Genomic DNA, 14,450 nt, shown 5'->3' with positions numbered 1-14,450 from the left:
AGCGGGTGAGGATCAAGGACGTGGCACGTGAGGCGGGGGTGGCGCTGTCCACCGCCGCCCTGGCGCTGCGCGACGATTCCCGGCTGCGCCCGGAGACCCGCCGCGCCGTGCGCGAGGCCGCCGAGCGCCTCGGCTATGTGTATGACCGCTCCGCCGCGCTGATGCGCTCCGGCAAGTCGCACACGGTCGGCCTGCTGGTCTGCGAGCTGACCAACCCCTTCTACGCGGAGCTGACCGCCGGCGTGGAGGAGGCGCTGGACGAGGCCGGCTACGCCACCATGCTGGCCAACACCTCCGAATCCGTGCTGCGCCAGCGGCGGATGCTGGAGCGCTTCCGGGAGCAGCCGGTGGACGGCGTGCTGCTGATGCCCGCCACGGGCACGCCCCCGGCGCTGATCGGCGAGCTCCAGGCCTGGCGCGTGCCGCATGCCACGGTGGTGCGCGGCTTCCGCGCCGGCGCCCATGCGGGGCCGGACAACCGCGCCGGCACGCGGCTGGCCACCGAGCATCTGCTGGGCCTCGGCCACCGCCGCATCGCCTTCCTGGGCGGCGCCGCGCGCAACTCGGTCAGCACCGGGCGGTGGGACGGCTATGCGCGCAGCATGGCGCGGGCCGGGCTGGCGGCGGAGCACCTCCCCTGCTCCACCGATATCGGCGCCGCCGCCGCGATCGCCCAGGCGCTGCCGCCGGAGGGGCCGACCGCTCTGGTCTGCTTCAACGATTCCGTGGCCTTCGGCGCCACGCTCGGCCTGCTGCGCGCCGGCCGCATGCCCGGCCGCGACGTGGCCGTGACGGGCTTCGACGATGTGCGGGAGGCGGCGCACTGGTACCCGCCGCTCACCACCATCCGCGTCGCGCCGCGCGTCATCGGCCAGGCGGCGGCGCGGGTGCTGCTGCACCGCATGGAACAGCCGGAGACGCCGCCGCTGCGCGAGATCCTGCCGCCGGCGCTGGTGGTGCGCGAATCCTGCGGGGCGGGCCTGCGCCGCGCCGACTGAACCGGACCGACGCGGCCCCGCCTCGAAGAAGGCCGCGCGGACCAAGCAAGAGGGAAGAACGCCCGGTGTTGGAAGACGCCCTGCCTGCCGGTGCCACGGAATGGCACGCCGCCCTGCGCGATGCCGCGCGCCGCTTCGCGGAGGCGGAGGTGGCGCCGCTCGCCGCCGCGCTGGATGAGGAGGAGCGCTACCCCGAGGCGCTGTACCGCCGCCTCGCCGGGGCCGGGCTGTTCGGCGTCAGCGTGCCGGAGGCGCTGGGCGGCGCGGGGGCCGATGTGCTGGCCTATGCGCTGGTGATGGAGGAGCTTTCGCGCGGCTATGCCTCGGTGGCCGACCAGGTGGGGCTGGTGGAACTGCTCGGCACGCTGCTCACCGAGCATGGCACGCCCGCCCAGCAGGAGCGCTACCTCCGCCCCCTGCTGCGCGCCGAGCGCCGCTGCGCCTATGCGCTGACCGAGGCCGAGGCCGGCTCCGATCTCGCCGGCCTGCGCACCCAGGCCCGGCGCGACGGCGATGGCTGGCTGCTGGAGGGCGCCAAGCTGTGGATCCACAATGCCCCTGTGGCCGATTTCGCCGCCGTGCTGGCACGCACCGACCCGGCGGCGGGGCATCGCGGCATGTCGATCTTCCTGGTCGACCTGGACAACGCCGGCGTCACGCGCGACCGCAAGGAACGCAAGATGGGCCAGCGCGCCTCCCCCGTCGGCGGGCTGCACTTCGAGGACGTGCGGCTGCCGGCCGGCGCCATGCTGGGCCAGGAGGGGCGCGGCTTCCACATGATGATGTCGGTACTGGACAAGGGCCGCGTCGGCATCGCCGCGCTGGCGCTCGGCATCCTGCGCGCGGCGCTGGAGGAGAGCATCGATTATGCCAGGCAGCGCCGGCAGTTCGGCCAGCCCATCGCCGATTTCCAGGCGGTGCAGTGGATGATCGCCGACATGGCGAAGGATGCGCACGCCGCGCGGCTGATGGTGCACCACGCCGCCCGCGTGCTCGACGAAGGCCGCCGCGCCACGCTGGAGGCGAGCATGGCCAAGTGCTTCGCCTCCGATGCCGCGGTCGCCCGCACCGCCGATGCGGTGCAGATCCATGGCGGCAGCGGCTACATCCGCGGCGTGCGGGTGGAGCGGCTGTACCGCGACGCGAAGATCACCCAGATCTACGAAGGGACGAACCAGATTCAGCGCATGATCATGGCGCGGACGCTGCTGGCATGAGCGCGCTTCCGCAGAGGCGCCCCGTCGCCCTGGTCACGGGCGGGCGGCGCGGCATCGGCCGGGCCTGCTGCGTGGCGCTGGCGGGCCGGGGCTTCGACATCCTGGCCGCCGACATCGCCGAGGAGGGCGCCGAGGAGACGGCGGCGCTGGTGCGGGCCGCCGGTGGCCGCTTCGCCTTCCGCCGGCTGGACGTGGCGCGGCTGGAGGAGCACGACGCCTTCGTCCAGGCGGCGTGGCAGGACCAGGGCGGCATCGACTGCCTGGTGAACAATGCCGGCGTCGGCGCGATGCAACGCGGCGACCTGCTGGATGTCTCGCCGGAATCCTGGGACCGCGCCTTCGGCGTCAATGCGCGCGGCACCTTCTTCCTCACCCAGGCCGTGGCGCGGCGGATGCTGGAGGTACCGCCGGCGGCGCAGCCGCGCAGCATCATCTTCATCTCCTCGGCCAATGCGCAGCTCGCCTCGCCCGACCGTGGCGAGTACTGCGCCGCCAAGACGGCGGTCTCCATGCTGGCGCGGCTCTTCGCGCTGCGCCTGGCGGAGGCGGGCATCGCCGTGCACGAGATCCGCCCCGGCGTCATCCGCACCGACCTGACGGCGCCGGTGGCCGAGGCCTATTCCCGCCGCATCGCCGAGGGGCTCTCGCCCATCCGCCGCTGGGGGGAGCCGGAGGATGTGGGCCGCGCCGTCGCCATGCTGGCGGCGGGCGACCTGCCCTTCAGCACGGGTGACGCGCTGCACATCGACGGGGGTTTGCATGTCGGCCGCCTCTGAGCCTGCCACGCCGGGAGCCGCGCGCATGACCGACCGCCGCCTGCATTTCGAGGAGATCGAGCCCGGCCTCGAATGGACCACCGGCGGCATCCAGGTGACGGAGGCGCACCTGCTGGCCTTCGCCGGCCTTTCCGGCGATTTCTACGACATCCACATGGACGATACCTATGCGCAGGCGCTGGGCTATCCGGGTCGGGTGGCGCATGGGCTGCTGGGGCTGGCCCTGGCGGACGGGCTGAAGAACCGGGCACAGACCCAGCTCGCCGCCATCGTCTCGCTGGGCTGGCGCTGGCGCTTCACCGGGCCGATCCTGGTGGGCGACCGGCTTCAGGCGACCATCCGCGTTGTCGGGCTGCGGGAGACCCGCCATGCCGACCGCGGCATCGTCACCCTTGCCTTCGCCCTGCGGACGCAGCGCGGCGACACGGTGCAGGAAGGCGAGAACGACATGATGGTGCACCGCCGCGCCCCGCGGGCGTGATGGCGCGGGAACCGGATCAGAAGGTGACGAAGAAGCCGATGATCGCGGCCCAGAGCAAGGAAGAGAAAAGCAGGCCGATCATCAGGCCCTTGGAAGGAGAAAGCCGCCGCGGCACGGGCAACCGAAGTTTCCGAACCCAACCCTTCAAAGAGCTCCGGCGCAGGTCACGAAGTTCATTCGCGTGGATATCCGTACGAGATTCCATTTCTCTGACCAGGCTTTGTCTGAGGGAGGTGGATTTCGGAGTTTAGTGGAGGAAATATTAAGCTCGCGAAAAGCTCGCTGGGCCGAATCTCTCTCCTCACGGAGAGGTTATAATGCTTTCGGCAGGGTGGAAAGGGATTAAATCCACTTCCTGGTAGGCTTCCCTGCCTCAAAACAACCATGAATTGTAAGCTACTGTCCCGATTCGCTGTGGCAGGCGGAGGCGCTCAGCCACTGAGGGCGCGTGCAGCCTCCATGGCCAGCGGCGCCATCCGGCGGCGGAAATCGGCCTCCTCCCATTCCGAGAGGGAGGCGGCGATATGGATGGCCGCAACGGGCCTGCCCTGCCGGTCCCGCACCGCCGCCGCCAGCACGATCTCGCCCAGCAACCCTTCCTCGCAGGCCAGCGCGTAGCCATCGGTGCGGGCCTCGGCGATCTTGGCGCGCAGGGCCGGCAGGGCGATTATGGTGCGGGGCGTCAGCGGCCGCCGGTCCGAACGGGCCAGGATGTCCTCCACCACCGCATCCGGCAGCGCCGCCATCATCGCGCGCCCGCCCGAGGAGCAGAAGGCCGGCAGGCGGCGGCCGACCAGCGTGGCGAAGAAGGTCTCCCGCTTGCTCTGCAGCCGCACCGCATAGACGATGCTGAGGTCATCCGGCAGGCTCAGATCCACCCGCTCCTGGGTGGCGCGGCGCAGTTCCATCAGGGCCGGCGTGGCGCGTTCCACCAGGGGGTGCATGCGCAGGAAGTCGAAGGAGCGGTCCATCAGCCGCAGGCCGGGCCGCAGCCCCTGCCCGCCCGGATCGGCCTCCAGGTATCCCAGGTGGCGAAGGGTATGGCAGAGCCGTTGCGCGCCGCTCTTGTCGATGCCGACGGCGGCGGCGATCTCGGCCAGGGACAATGGCCGCGGGTCATGGCCGAACACCTCCAGCACGCGCATCGCCCGCTCCACCGCCTGGACGTAGAGCCGGGGGTCGGGTGTGCCCGCCTGGGCCGGCAGGCCCTTCGCCTTTGACATCGGCGGAAAACTCCTCTTAGCTTTTCGATATAATTCGATCGTATTGAACAAAAATACGGAAGCTTCGGATCATGGCAATCTGTCAGGCTGTTCCGGCATGAGCGCCGGGCGCTTCGCGGGGCGGATGGGCGTCGTCACCGGCGCCGCCTCGGGGCTCGGGCGGGCCACGGCGGAGGCCCTGGCGCGCGAGGGCGCCGGCCTTCTCCTGTTCGACCGCGACGAAGCCGGGCTGCGCCGCACCGCCGAGGCCTGCCCCGGCGCCGAATGGCTGGCCGGCGACGTGACCCGCGCCGCCGACCAGCAGGCGCTGGCGGAGCGCGCTGCGGCGCTGGGCCCGGTGACGCTGGTGGCCACCGCCGCCGGGCTGCTGGGCCCCACCCGGCCGGTGACAGCGCTGGAAGAGGCGGAGTGGGACCTGCTTTTCGACGTGAACGTGAAGGGCACCTGGCTCACCCTGCGCGCCCTGCTGCCGCTGCTGCGTGAAGCGGGGGGCGGCGCGGTGGTCACCTTCGCCTCCACGGCCGGCCTCACCGGCTCCGCCACCATGCCCGCCTACTCCGCCAGCAAGGGCGCGGTGGTGATGCTGAGCCGCAGCCTCGCCGTCGCGCACGCCGCCGAGGGCATCCGCGTCAACTGCGTCTGCCCGGGCTCGATCGAGACGCCGATGCTGGAGGCGACCTTCGCCGGCGCCGGCAGCCCCGAGGCGCGTGCCCGGCGCGAGGCGGAGTTCCGCGCCCGCCATCCGCTCGGCCGCTTCGGCCAGGCGGCGGAGGTGGCGGAGAGCGTGCTGTTCCTGCTCAGCGATGCCGCCAGCTTCACCACGGGCGTCTGCCTGCCCGTCGATGGCGGGCGGCTTGCCTGAGGCGGAGCGCCTCGCCGGGCGCGTCGCCCTCGTCACCGGCGCGGCGGGCGGCACCGGCGCCGCCACGGCCCGCCGCTTCGCCGCCGAGGGCGCCTCCTGCTGGCCGGCCGCAACCCGGCGATGGCCGAGGGGCATCTCGCGCAACCCCGACTGCCGGCGCGCGATGCTGGCGCCCATGCCGCTGCGGCGCGCCGGGCAGCCGGAGGAGGTGGCGGCGGTGATCGCGGTGGAAGGCGGCTGGCTCCTGGCCCGCAACCCGCCGCCTGGCAATGATTGAGAGGAGACCGGCATGATCGACAAATCCGTCCGTTGGCCCGGCGGCGCGCGCATCGCCGTCATGCTCACCTTCGACTTCGACGCGGAGACGCTGTGGCTCTCGCGCGACCCGGCCAATGCGCGCCGCCCCGGCACGCTGAGCCAGGGCACCTACGGCGCCAAGGTCGGCGTGCCGAAGATCCTGGAGCTGCTGCGGGAGGAGGAGGTGCGCGGCACCTTCTTCGTCCCCGGCTGGACCGCCGAGCACCATGCCGGCCGCGCCGAGATGATCGTGGCCGGCGGGCACGAGGTGGCGCACCACTCCTATTCCCACGCCTGGATCGACCCCGACTTCCCCGAGAAGGAGGTGGAGGAGATGGAGAAGGGGCTGGAGGCGCTGAAGCGCGTGCTGGGCGTGGTGCCGCGCGGCTACCGCTCGCCCGCCGGCGAATCCAGCGACAACATGCTGAAGCTCCTCCAGAAGCACAATTTCCTCTACGACAGCTCGCTGCTGGATGACGTGGTGCCCTATCGCCTCACCCTGCCGGATGGCGGGCGCGGTCCGGTGGAGCTGCCCTGGCACTGGAGCACGGACGATGCGCCGCACGCGCTGTTCTCCATCAAGTCGCCCCGCCCGATCTTCCCCAACAGCCACCTGCTGGAGATCTTCCAGGACGAGTTCCGGGAGCTCTACCGCTGGGGCGGGCTGTTCAACCTGGTGATGCATCCGCAGATCATCGGCCGCCCCAGCCGCATCGCGCTGCTGCGCGAGATGATCGTCTGGATCAGGAGCTTCCCCGATGTCTGGTTCGCGACCGGAACCGAGGTCGCCGAGGCCTGGATCGCCGCGCATGACGCCGCCTGACGCGAAGGGAGACCAAGCCATGACCGCCTCCACCTACGATCCCGCCACCTTCCGCCCGATGACCTTCCACGACGCCGTGCCCGGCTTCGTGGAGGGGCGGGATACGCCGCGCGCCTATCTGGAGCGCTGCCTGGAGGTGATCGCCGCGCGCGAGCCGGTGGTGCGCGCCTGGGTGACGCTGAACGAGGAAGGCGCCCGCGCCGCCGCCGACGCCGCGACCGCGCGCTACAAGGCGGGCCGCGCCCTCTCGCCGATCGACGGCATGCCGGTCGGCATCAAGGACATGCTGCAGACCAAGGACATGCCGACCGAGCAGGGCACCCCCCTGTTCAAGGGCGCGCAGACGAAGATGGACAGCGCCAGCGTCGTGGCGCTCCGGCAGGCCGGCGCGGTGATCCTGGGCAAGACGGTGACGACCGAGCTGGGCATGTCCCATCCTGGCCCCACCACCAACCCGTTCAACGCGGCGCACACGCCGGGCGGCTCCTCCTCCGGCTCGGCGGCGGCGATCGGCGCGGCGATGGTGCCGGCGGCGCTGGGCACGCAGGTGGTAGGCTCCATCATCCGCCCCGCCGGCTTCTGCGCCAACACCGCCATCAAGCCCACCTTCGGCGCCATCCACCGCGGCGAGCGGCTGGCCTTCAGCCAGAGCCATATCGGCGTGCATGCCGGGTGCCTGGAGGATATGTGGCGCGTCACCTACGAGATGGCGCAGCGCTCGGGCGGCGACCCCGGGCATCCTGGCCTGTTCGGCGAGGCGGCGCCGCGCCCGTCGGCAAAGCCCGGGCGGCTGATCGTCATGGAGAGCGAGGGCTGGGCGCAGACCGACCCGCGCACCGCCGAGGCCTTCGACCGCGTGCTGCGCCAGCTCCGCGATGCTGGGGTGACGCTGCTGCGCCGGGGCGACAGCCCGCTGATCGAGGCCTTCGAGCAGGCGATCGGCGAGAGCCTCGCCCTCTGCCGCGACCTCTGCGGCTACGAGCTGCGCTGGACGCTGGAGAACCTGGTCGAGCGCTTCCCGACCGGCCTCAGCGACAGCATGATGTCCCGCCTCGCCCTCGCGCGCAGCATGACGATCGACGACTACCGCCTCGCCCTGCAGAAGCGGGACTTCGCGCAGCAGGCCTTCGCCGCGCTGGCGCCGCTGGCGGATGGGCTGGTCAGCCTCAGCTCCGTCGGCCCCGCGCCGCCGATGGAGAACACGGCGAAGGATTCCGGCGTCACCCACACCACCGGGCTGCCGGCCTACAACGCCGCCACCTCGGTGCTGGGCTCGCCCGCCATCACCCTGCCGCTGATCGCCATGGAGGGGCTGCCGGTGGGCGTGCAGGTGATCGGCCAGCGCCATGGCGATGCGGCGCTGACCGGGCTCGCCGCCTGGATGACGGCGGCGGTGCGGCCCGTAATCGTGTAAAGAGAAGCGTTCTTTTTTGGAAAAAAGAACCAAAAAACTTTTTCGGGTTTGGCCGGCATGTTGAAATGCCCCGCGCCAAACTCGAAAAGTCTTTTTGCTTCTTTTTCTTCAGAAAAAGAAGGAAGCTTTCACTTCAGGCCGTTCTCCAGCCACTCCCGTGTCAGCACGAGATCGGTGCGTGTCAGCCCGTGCCCGGTGGGCAGGCTGCGGTGCATCACAGCCGCCCCCGCGCCCTCCAGCGTGGCGGCCAGCGCCGCGCTGCCCTGGGGCGGAATGATCGGATCCGCCTGACCCGAAAGCATCAACACCGGCGTGCCGGGCAGCGCCACCTCGGGCGGCTGGCGCAGCGGCGGCATGGCGCGCAGCAGCGCGGCGCCCGCCAGCGTGCCGGGGTGCAGCAGCAGCAGCGCCGCCGCGATGTTCGCCCCGTTCGAGAAGCCGAGCGCGACGGGCGCCGCCAGCCCGTGTTGCTCCCGCGCCGCCGCCACGAATCCGGCCAGCGCAGCCGCCTGCGCGCGCAGGTCGTCCTCGTCGAACACGCCCTCCGCCAGCCGGCGGAAGAAGCGCGGCATGCCGTGCTCCAGCACCCGCCCGCGCGGGGAGAGCAGCGCCGCGCCCGGCGCCACCTCCCGCCCCAGCGGGATCAGGTCATGCTCGTCGCCGCCGGTGCCGTGCAGCAGCAGCAGCGGGGGGAGAGCCGGGTCGGTGCCCGGCTCGAAGCGGTACTGGAAGCCTTCCATCCTCTCCTCCTTCAGCCGAGCGCCGGCAGGGCGGATTCGATGGCCACGCGATGGCCTTCGAGGAAGCCCGGCAGCTTCAGCGCCTGGCCCAGCGCGGCCGGGGCCTCGTCCACCGCGAAGCCGGGCACGTCGGTCGCGATCTCGAACAGCACATGGCCCGGCTCGCGGAAATAGACCGAGCGGAAGTAGTTGCGGTCCTTCTGCTCGGTGGTGTGGATGCCGTGGTTCTCGGCCAGGCGCCGCACCATGTCCATCTCCGCCGCGTCATCGGCGGCGCGGAAGGCTAGGTGGTGCACCGAGCCGCGGCCCAGCCGCGCCGGCGCCGCCCCCGCCGCCACGCGCAGGTCGACGATGCCGCCCAGCGCCATGCCCGGCACCTGGAAGCGGTGCGTCTCCCCTTCCCGCCCCGCCGCCGCGAAGCCGAAGACGTCGGAGAGGATGGCGCCCGTCGGCGCCGCGTCGCCCACCAGCAGCGAGACGCCGTGGAAGCCGCGGATGGCGTGCTCGGCGGGGATCTCGCCATTCTCCCAGGCCGGCTCGGCCTCGATGCCGGGCAGGCCGACGAGCGCCAGATGCATGCCATCCGGGTCGCGGAAGGCGAGCAGCGTCTCGCCGAGGCGCCCCGTCCGCTGCACCCCGTGGTTGACCAGGCGCTGCGTCCAGTAGCCGAGCGAGGCCTGCGGCACGCGGAACACCGTCTCCTGCAGCTCGCCCGTGCCGGCGCGGCCGGGGGCGGCGTTCTCCCAGGGGAAGAAGGTGAGGATGGTGCCGGGGCTGCCCGCCGCGTCGCCGTAGTAGAGATGGTAGGCGCCGGGGTCGTCGAAGTTCACCGTCTTCTTCACCAGCCGCAGCCCCAGGGTGCGGGTGTAGAATTCCAGGTTCTGCCGCGCCTTTCCGGCGATGGCGGTGACGTGGTGGATGCCGTTGCGGGTCATGGTCCGGGTCTCCTTGGCGGTGCGGGATGCACCGGGTTGACCCCAGAATGGGTGGCGGAAGGCCCGGGCGAAAGCGAAACCCGGTTGCACTAACGCAATCGGAACCTTGCGGCTTGTGCCCTGGAATTGCATCGTGGCGCGGGCTAGCCTGCCGGCCCCGGCCCAGAATCCCGGCCCGCGAAGGATGCGCCATGACCGAACCGCCGCGCGGCGTCGCGTGGGATGATGTCCGCCTGATCGACGCCATCGCCCGCACCGGCAACCTGCCGGCGGCGGCGGCGCGGCTCGGGGTGCACCACTCCACCGCCTTCCGCCGGCTGGGGCAGATCGAGGCGCTGATCGGCTGCCCGCTCTTCGAGCGCCGCCGCGCCGGCTATGTGGCGACGCCGGCGGGCGAGGAGATGGCGGCCCTGGCCGCGCGGGTGGAGGCGGACATCACCGCCGTCACGCGCCGCCTGGCGGGGCAGGTGCCGCTGCCCTCGGGCGAGGTGCGGCTGGCCACCAGCGACCTGCTGCTGGCCGGGCTGCTGCTGCCCATGCTGGCCACGCTGCGCGCCGCGCAGCCGGCGATCCGGCTCGATATCGTCACCGGCAACGCCGCCGCCAACCTCTCCCGCCGCGACGCCGACGTGGCGCTGCGCGCCAGCGACGCACCGCCGGAAACGCTGGTGGGCCGCCGCGTGGCGCGCATCGGCTGGGCGCTCTATGGCCCGGCCGGCGCCGGTCTGGCGCCGGAGACCGCCCCCTGGGTGCTGCCGGGCGAGGCCCTGGCCGGCCTGCGGCGCCAGCGCCGCGCCGCCGCGCGCGTGCCGCCGGAGCGTATCGCCGGCCGCTTCGACAGCGTGCTGGCCATGGCGGATGCGGTGCGGGCGGGGCTTGGCATCGGCCACCTGCCCTGCTTCGCGGGGGATGCCTGGCCGGGCCTCGCGCGGCTCTCGGCGCCGGTGCCGGAGATGGCCGGCACGCTCTGGCTGCTCACGCATCCGGACCTGCGGCAGACGCCGCGCATCCGCGCCGTGATGGACCATCTGGGCGAGGCGATCTCGGCCGAGAAAGCGCGGATCGAGGCGAGCGGGGCGTGACCCGGCGCGGCGTGCCTCAGCGCGCCGCCGGGCCGCGCATCCGCCACACCAGCGCGATCAGCTCCGCCACGGCCTGGAAATGCTCGGGCGGGATCGGCGCCTCCTCCTCCAGCCGGTAGAGGGCGCGGGCCAGGGGCGGGTTGGCCACCAGCGGCACGCCATGCGCCTCGGCGATGCGGCGGATGCGCGCGGCGGCGGCGTCCACGCCACGCGCCACCACGCGCGGCGCCGCATCCGCCGCGCGGTCATAGGCCAGGGCGACGGCATAGTGCGTCGGGTTGGTCACCACCACCGTGGCCTTCGGCACCGCCTCCTGCACGCGGCGGCGGCGGCGGCCGAGCATCCTGGCGCGGCGCTTGGCGCGCAGATGCGGGTCGCCGTCGCTCTCCTTCATCTCCTCCTTCATCTCCTGCAGGCTCATCCGCATCCGCCGCGCGAAGCGCAGCCGCACCCACAGGAAATCCGCCGCCGCCAGCACGGCCAGCGCCGCCAGCGCCGCCATCACCAGCCGCCCCAGCAGCTCGGCCAGCAGTGCCGTCATCGCCTCGGGCGGCTCGGCCAGCACGCCGCGCAGCGCCGGCAGCGCATCGGCCGCCACCCACCACAGCGCCAGCCCCGTGGCGCCGAGCTTCAGCAGCGCGCGTGCCAGCTCCTGCAGCCCATGCGGGCCGAACAGCCGCTTGGCGCCGGCCAGCGGGCTGATCTTGGAGAGCTTCGGCGCCATCGCCTGGGCGGAGACCAGGAGGCGGGTCTGCAGCAGCGTCCCGGCCACGGCGCCGAGCGCCGCCATGGCGGCCACGGCCAGCATCAGCGGCAGGGCGGCGCGCAGCAGCGAGGCCGCCGCCGCATCCGCGCGCAGCATGTGCGCGCCGGCGAAGATCGCCCGCGTCTCCTCGATCAGGCTGCGGCCCAGCGCCGGGCCGAGCAGGCCGAGCGCCAGCGCGCCGCCCGCCAGGCTGGCGAGCTGCACCGCCTCGCGCGCCAGCGGCACGTCGCCCTGCTCGCGCGCGCGGTCCAGCCGGCGTTGCGAGGCGTCGAGTTGCTTGTCGTCGGCATCGCCCTGCTCCTCGGCCATGGCGCCCGCCTCAGCCCAGCCCGGGCAGCACGGAGAAGGCGGCCTGGGCGGCGGCCAGCCAGTGCTCCAGGATCAGCGGCAGCAGCGCCGCCAGCAGCGCGCTGCCGGCGAGCGTCTGCGCCGGCGCGGCGATGACGAAGATCTGCGCCTGCGGCGCGGCGCGGGCGAGCAGCCCGCTACCGGCCTGCAGCAGCACGGCCAGCAGCAGCAGCGGCGCCGCCAGCCGCATGGCCAGCGCGAAGCTGCCGGCGGTGGCCGCCACCACCGCCTCGGCCGCCGGGCCGGCAGGCAAGGGCGCGCCGGCCGGCAGCAGCGCGTAGCTCTCGGCCAGCGCCCGCAGCGGCAGGGCGTAGAGGCCGGTGCTCAGCGCCAGGATGGCGGCGGCCATCCCCATCAGCCGCCCCGTGGCGAGGCCCTGCGCGCCCTGCACAGGGTCCTGCCCCAGCAGGCTGGACAGGCCGATGAGGAAGCCGATGGCCTGCCCCGCCGTGACCAGCGCGAAGCTGGCCAGCCGTGCCAGCCAGCCCAGCCACAGCCCCACCGCCACCTCGGTGGCCACCAGCGCGGCCAGGCCGCCGATGCCCGCCGGCTCCGGCGGCAGGCCGGGTGCCAGCACCGGCAGCAGCAGCGCCACCACGGCGAGCGCCAGCCCGAGCCGCAGCGTGGCCGGCACATCGGCCTCGCCCAGCCCTGGCAGCACCATGCCGCAGGCGCCGATGCGCGCCATCAGCAGCGCCGCCTGGAAGGCCAGCAGCGGCAACTGGCCGAGCCACTCGGCCTCGCTCACCGCAGCCCGCCGACGGCCACGACCTGCGCGAAGATCTCCTCGGTGAAGCCACGCAGCGCGCCGGCCGCCATCGGCCCGCCCACCAGCAGCACCACCGCCAGCGCCACCAGCTTCGGCACGAAGGCCAGCGCCGCCTCCTGGATCTGCGTCAGGGCCTGCAGCACGGCCACGGCCAGGCCGACCACCAGCAGCACCACCAGCATCGGCCCGCCCACCAGCAACGCCGTCCAGAGCGCCTGCTGCCCGGCCAGGGCCACGATATCGCTGTCCATCGCCTGTGCCGCCTCCTGCGGCTGCCGGCCGCGTCCTGCGGCCCGTGCGAAGGGGTAGGGGCGCCGGCAGGAGACCGGCGCCGCGGGACGGGCCCGTGGCCCGTCAGATCGGCATGCGCATGATCTCCTGGTAGGCGGAGACCACGCGGTCGCGCAGCGCCACGGTGGTCTGCAGCGCCAGCTCGGCGCGGGAGACGGCCAGCACCACGTCGGTGACGCCCGCCTGGCCGGTCAGCGCCTGCACGCTGGTCGCGTCGGCGGTCCGCGTGGCCTGCACGGCGCCTTCCATGGCGCGCTCCAGCATGGCGCCGAAGCTGCCGCCCTGGCCCGGCTGGGATGGAACGGCCGGCGCCGCGCCGGCCTGTGCGCCCAGGGCGCGGTAGGCGGCGAGGCCGGAGAGCGGCGCGCTCACGAGCGCAGCGCCTCGATGGTGCGCATCAGCATCCCGCGCGTCGTCTCCAGCACGGAGAGGTTGGCGCTGTAGCTGCGCTGGGCCTCGCGCATGTCCATCACCTCGATCAGGCTGTCCACGTTCGGCGTGCGGACATAGCCGCGCGCATCGGCGGCCGGGTGGTGCGGGTCGTAATGCTCGGGGAACTCGCCCGGCGCGGTGCCGGTGCGCCCGGCCCGCACCGTCTCCACCCCCGTCGCGCGGTCGAGCGTGCGCTCGAAGGTGAGGGTCTTGCGCCGGTAAGGATCGGCGCCAGGCGTGGTGCCGGTGCTGTCGCGGTTGGCGAGGTTCTCCGCCACCACCCGCAGCCGGGCCGACTGTGCCGCCATGCCGGCGGCGGAGACGTTGAGCGCGCGGTCGAGATCCATGCTGCCCGGTCCTTATCAGCTGCGCCCGAGGGCGGTGCGGTACAGCCCGGCCCAGCTGCGGTGCAGGCCGAGCGCCAGGGCGTGCGCCTGGTCGGTCTCGGCCACCTTCAGCGCCTGCTGGTCCAGCGCCACGGCATTGCCGTTCGGGCTGCGCTCGGCCGCGGCGCGGTCGGTGCGCGCGGTGCCGCCGGTGGAGGAGACCATGTGGCGCGGATCGGTGCGCGCCAGGCCGCCCGACGCGGTGGCCCGCCCCAGCGCCTGCGCGAAGGGCGTGAGGTCGCGCGGCTGGTAGCCGGGCGTGTCGGCATTGGCGATGTTCTGCGCCAGCACGCGCTGCCGCTGCTCCAGCCAGTGCAGGCGCTGCCCGGCCAGGGCCAGCGGATCGGCGGGGATGGGTCGGGAGACGCTCATGGCGGCACGCTGCCCCGGCTTTGCGACCGCCATGTTAACGGGATGGTGATTGCCGGCTCGGCGCGCCGCCTCAGCGCAGGCTGCGCAGCTGCTCGGAGAGCGCCTGCCCCATCGCCACCTCGCGGCGGAGCCGGTCGAGATCGGGCAGGCCCGGGCGCGGCGCCTCGGCGGCGAGGGCCGAGAAGGCCTCGGCCAGCGGCCCGCCGGCCAGGCGCGGGCCATAGCTGGCGCGCAGGGC

Annotated in this window: 19 protein-coding genes; 9 read left to right on the top strand and 10 right to left on the bottom strand. The window is 73.3% G+C overall.

Translation table 11 applies throughout. The annotated features are described in order from the left end of the window. The first annotated feature begins 5 nt into the window (after positions 1 to 5). From ACFOY6_RS02875 to ACFOY6_RS02860, 4 genes are all read left to right on the top strand, one after another. Positions 6 to 998 carry a LacI family DNA-binding transcriptional regulator gene (locus ACFOY6_RS02875; protein WP_379648826.1) on the top strand — a complete coding sequence of 331 codons (993 nt, stop codon included), beginning with the start codon at positions 6 to 8 and terminating at the stop codon, positions 996 to 998. A 65-nt stretch (positions 999 to 1,063) separates the two neighbouring features. Continuing rightward, positions 1,064 to 2,215, top strand: a complete 1,152-nt coding sequence (locus ACFOY6_RS02870; protein WP_379648824.1) for an acyl-CoA dehydrogenase family protein — start codon at positions 1,064 to 1,066, stop codon at positions 2,213 to 2,215. Further along, a complete protein-coding gene (locus ACFOY6_RS02865) occupies positions 2,212 to 2,991 on the top strand; it encodes a 3-ketoacyl-ACP reductase (RefSeq protein ID WP_379648822.1) in 780 nt (259 codons plus the stop codon). Before ACFOY6_RS02870 ends, ACFOY6_RS02865 begins: the two co-directional genes overlap by 4 nt. 25 nt (positions 2,992 to 3,016) lie before the next feature. Next, the gene (locus ACFOY6_RS02860; RefSeq protein WP_379648820.1) at positions 3,017 to 3,472 is read left to right on the top strand and encodes a MaoC family dehydratase; all 456 of its coding nucleotides are present in this window, start codon (positions 3,017 to 3,019) and stop codon (positions 3,470 to 3,472) included. Between the two features lie 16 nt (positions 3,473 to 3,488). Here ACFOY6_RS02860 and ACFOY6_RS02855 read toward each other — a convergent pair whose 3' ends face one another. Both ACFOY6_RS02855 and ACFOY6_RS02850 read right to left on the bottom strand, forming a co-directional pair. Beyond that, on the bottom strand, positions 3,489 to 3,677 hold the full coding sequence (locus ACFOY6_RS02855; RefSeq protein WP_146201903.1) for a hypothetical protein: 189 nt from the start codon (positions 3,675 to 3,677) through the stop codon (positions 3,489 to 3,491). A gap of 226 nt (positions 3,678 to 3,903) precedes the next feature. Beyond that, on the bottom strand, positions 3,904 to 4,695 hold the full coding sequence (locus ACFOY6_RS02850) for an IclR family transcriptional regulator (RefSeq protein ID WP_379641126.1): 792 nt from the start codon (positions 4,693 to 4,695) through the stop codon (positions 3,904 to 3,906). Between the two features lie 97 nt (positions 4,696 to 4,792). Between ACFOY6_RS02850 and ACFOY6_RS02845 the strand changes: the two genes are divergently transcribed. Genes ACFOY6_RS02845 through ACFOY6_RS02830 form a run of 4 tightly spaced genes read left to right on the top strand, consistent with a single transcriptional unit; the run spans position 4,793 to position 8,091 of the window. After that, complete coding sequence (locus tag ACFOY6_RS02845; protein ID WP_379648818.1) at positions 4,793 to 5,557, top strand: SDR family NAD(P)-dependent oxidoreductase; 765 nt, start codon at positions 4,793 to 4,795, stop codon at positions 5,555 to 5,557. After that, complete coding sequence (locus ACFOY6_RS02840; RefSeq protein WP_379641121.1) at positions 5,550 to 5,834, top strand: hypothetical protein; 285 nt, start codon at positions 5,550 to 5,552, stop codon at positions 5,832 to 5,834. The genes ACFOY6_RS02845 and ACFOY6_RS02840 overlap by 8 nt, the downstream gene beginning before the upstream one ends. Positions 5,835 to 5,846: 12 nt before the next feature. After that, entirely contained in the window at positions 5,847 to 6,677 is an 831-nt protein-coding gene (locus ACFOY6_RS02835; protein WP_379641120.1) for a polysaccharide deacetylase family protein, read from the top strand. Positions 6,678 to 6,696: 19 nt separating this feature from the next. Continuing rightward, positions 6,697 to 8,091: an amidase gene (locus tag ACFOY6_RS02830; RefSeq protein ID WP_379648816.1), complete on the top strand. Its 1,395-nt coding sequence runs from the start codon at positions 6,697 to 6,699 to the stop codon at positions 8,089 to 8,091. Between the two features lie 128 nt (positions 8,092 to 8,219). On the opposite strand, the gene ACFOY6_RS02825 is transcribed toward ACFOY6_RS02830, so the two are convergent. Beyond that, complete coding sequence (locus ACFOY6_RS02825) at positions 8,220 to 8,831, bottom strand: alpha/beta hydrolase (protein ID WP_109517513.1); 612 nt, start codon at positions 8,829 to 8,831, stop codon at positions 8,220 to 8,222. An 11-nt stretch (positions 8,832 to 8,842) separates the two neighbouring features. Further along, positions 8,843 to 9,766 (bottom strand): ring-cleaving dioxygenase, encoded by a 924-nt coding sequence (locus ACFOY6_RS02820; RefSeq protein WP_109517512.1) that lies wholly within the window; start codon positions 9,764 to 9,766, stop codon positions 8,843 to 8,845. Positions 9,767 to 9,957: 191 nt separating this feature from the next. Between ACFOY6_RS02820 and ACFOY6_RS02815 the strand changes: the two genes are divergently transcribed. Continuing rightward, a complete protein-coding gene (locus ACFOY6_RS02815) occupies positions 9,958 to 10,848 on the top strand; it encodes a LysR family transcriptional regulator (protein WP_379648813.1) in 891 nt (296 codons plus the stop codon). Between the two features lie 16 nt (positions 10,849 to 10,864). Here ACFOY6_RS02815 and ACFOY6_RS02810 read toward each other — a convergent pair whose 3' ends face one another. The 6 genes from ACFOY6_RS02810 to ACFOY6_RS02785 form a co-directional block, all read right to left on the bottom strand. Next, complete coding sequence (locus ACFOY6_RS02810) at positions 10,865 to 11,923, bottom strand: EscU/YscU/HrcU family type III secretion system export apparatus switch protein (protein WP_379648811.1); 1,059 nt, start codon at positions 11,921 to 11,923, stop codon at positions 10,865 to 10,867. A gap of 10 nt (positions 11,924 to 11,933) precedes the next feature. Further along, positions 11,934 to 12,710, bottom strand: coding sequence for a flagellar biosynthetic protein FliR (locus ACFOY6_RS02805; RefSeq protein ID WP_379648809.1), 777 nt, complete (start codon positions 12,708 to 12,710; stop codon positions 11,934 to 11,936). Further along, positions 12,707 to 12,982, bottom strand: coding sequence for a flagellar biosynthetic protein FliQ (locus tag ACFOY6_RS02800; protein ID WP_379648807.1), 276 nt, complete (start codon positions 12,980 to 12,982; stop codon positions 12,707 to 12,709). Before ACFOY6_RS02800 ends, ACFOY6_RS02805 begins: the two co-directional genes overlap by 4 nt. Positions 12,983 to 13,085: 103 nt before the next feature. Continuing rightward, on the bottom strand, positions 13,086 to 13,394 hold the full coding sequence (locus tag ACFOY6_RS02795; RefSeq protein WP_379641104.1) for a flagellar hook-basal body complex protein FliE: 309 nt from the start codon (positions 13,392 to 13,394) through the stop codon (positions 13,086 to 13,088). Beyond that, entirely contained in the window at positions 13,391 to 13,801 is a 411-nt protein-coding gene (gene flgC / locus ACFOY6_RS02790; RefSeq protein WP_109517506.1) for a flagellar basal body rod protein FlgC, read from the bottom strand. The genes ACFOY6_RS02795 and flgC overlap by 4 nt, the downstream gene beginning before the upstream one ends. A gap of 15 nt (positions 13,802 to 13,816) precedes the next feature. Continuing rightward, the gene (locus ACFOY6_RS02785; protein ID WP_379648805.1) at positions 13,817 to 14,212 is read right to left on the bottom strand and encodes a flagellar basal body rod protein FlgB; all 396 of its coding nucleotides are present in this window, start codon (positions 14,210 to 14,212) and stop codon (positions 13,817 to 13,819) included. Positions 14,213 to 14,450 lie beyond the last annotated feature (238 nt).

Origin of the sequence: Teichococcus aestuarii (genome assembly GCF_042651065.1) — a bacterium.
In the GTDB taxonomy this organism is placed as follows: Bacteria; Pseudomonadota; Alphaproteobacteria; order Acetobacterales; family Acetobacteraceae; genus Pseudoroseomonas; species Pseudoroseomonas aestuarii.
Note: the sequence above shows the minus strand (reverse complement) of the source record. Positions and strands in the feature narration are given on the sequence as shown.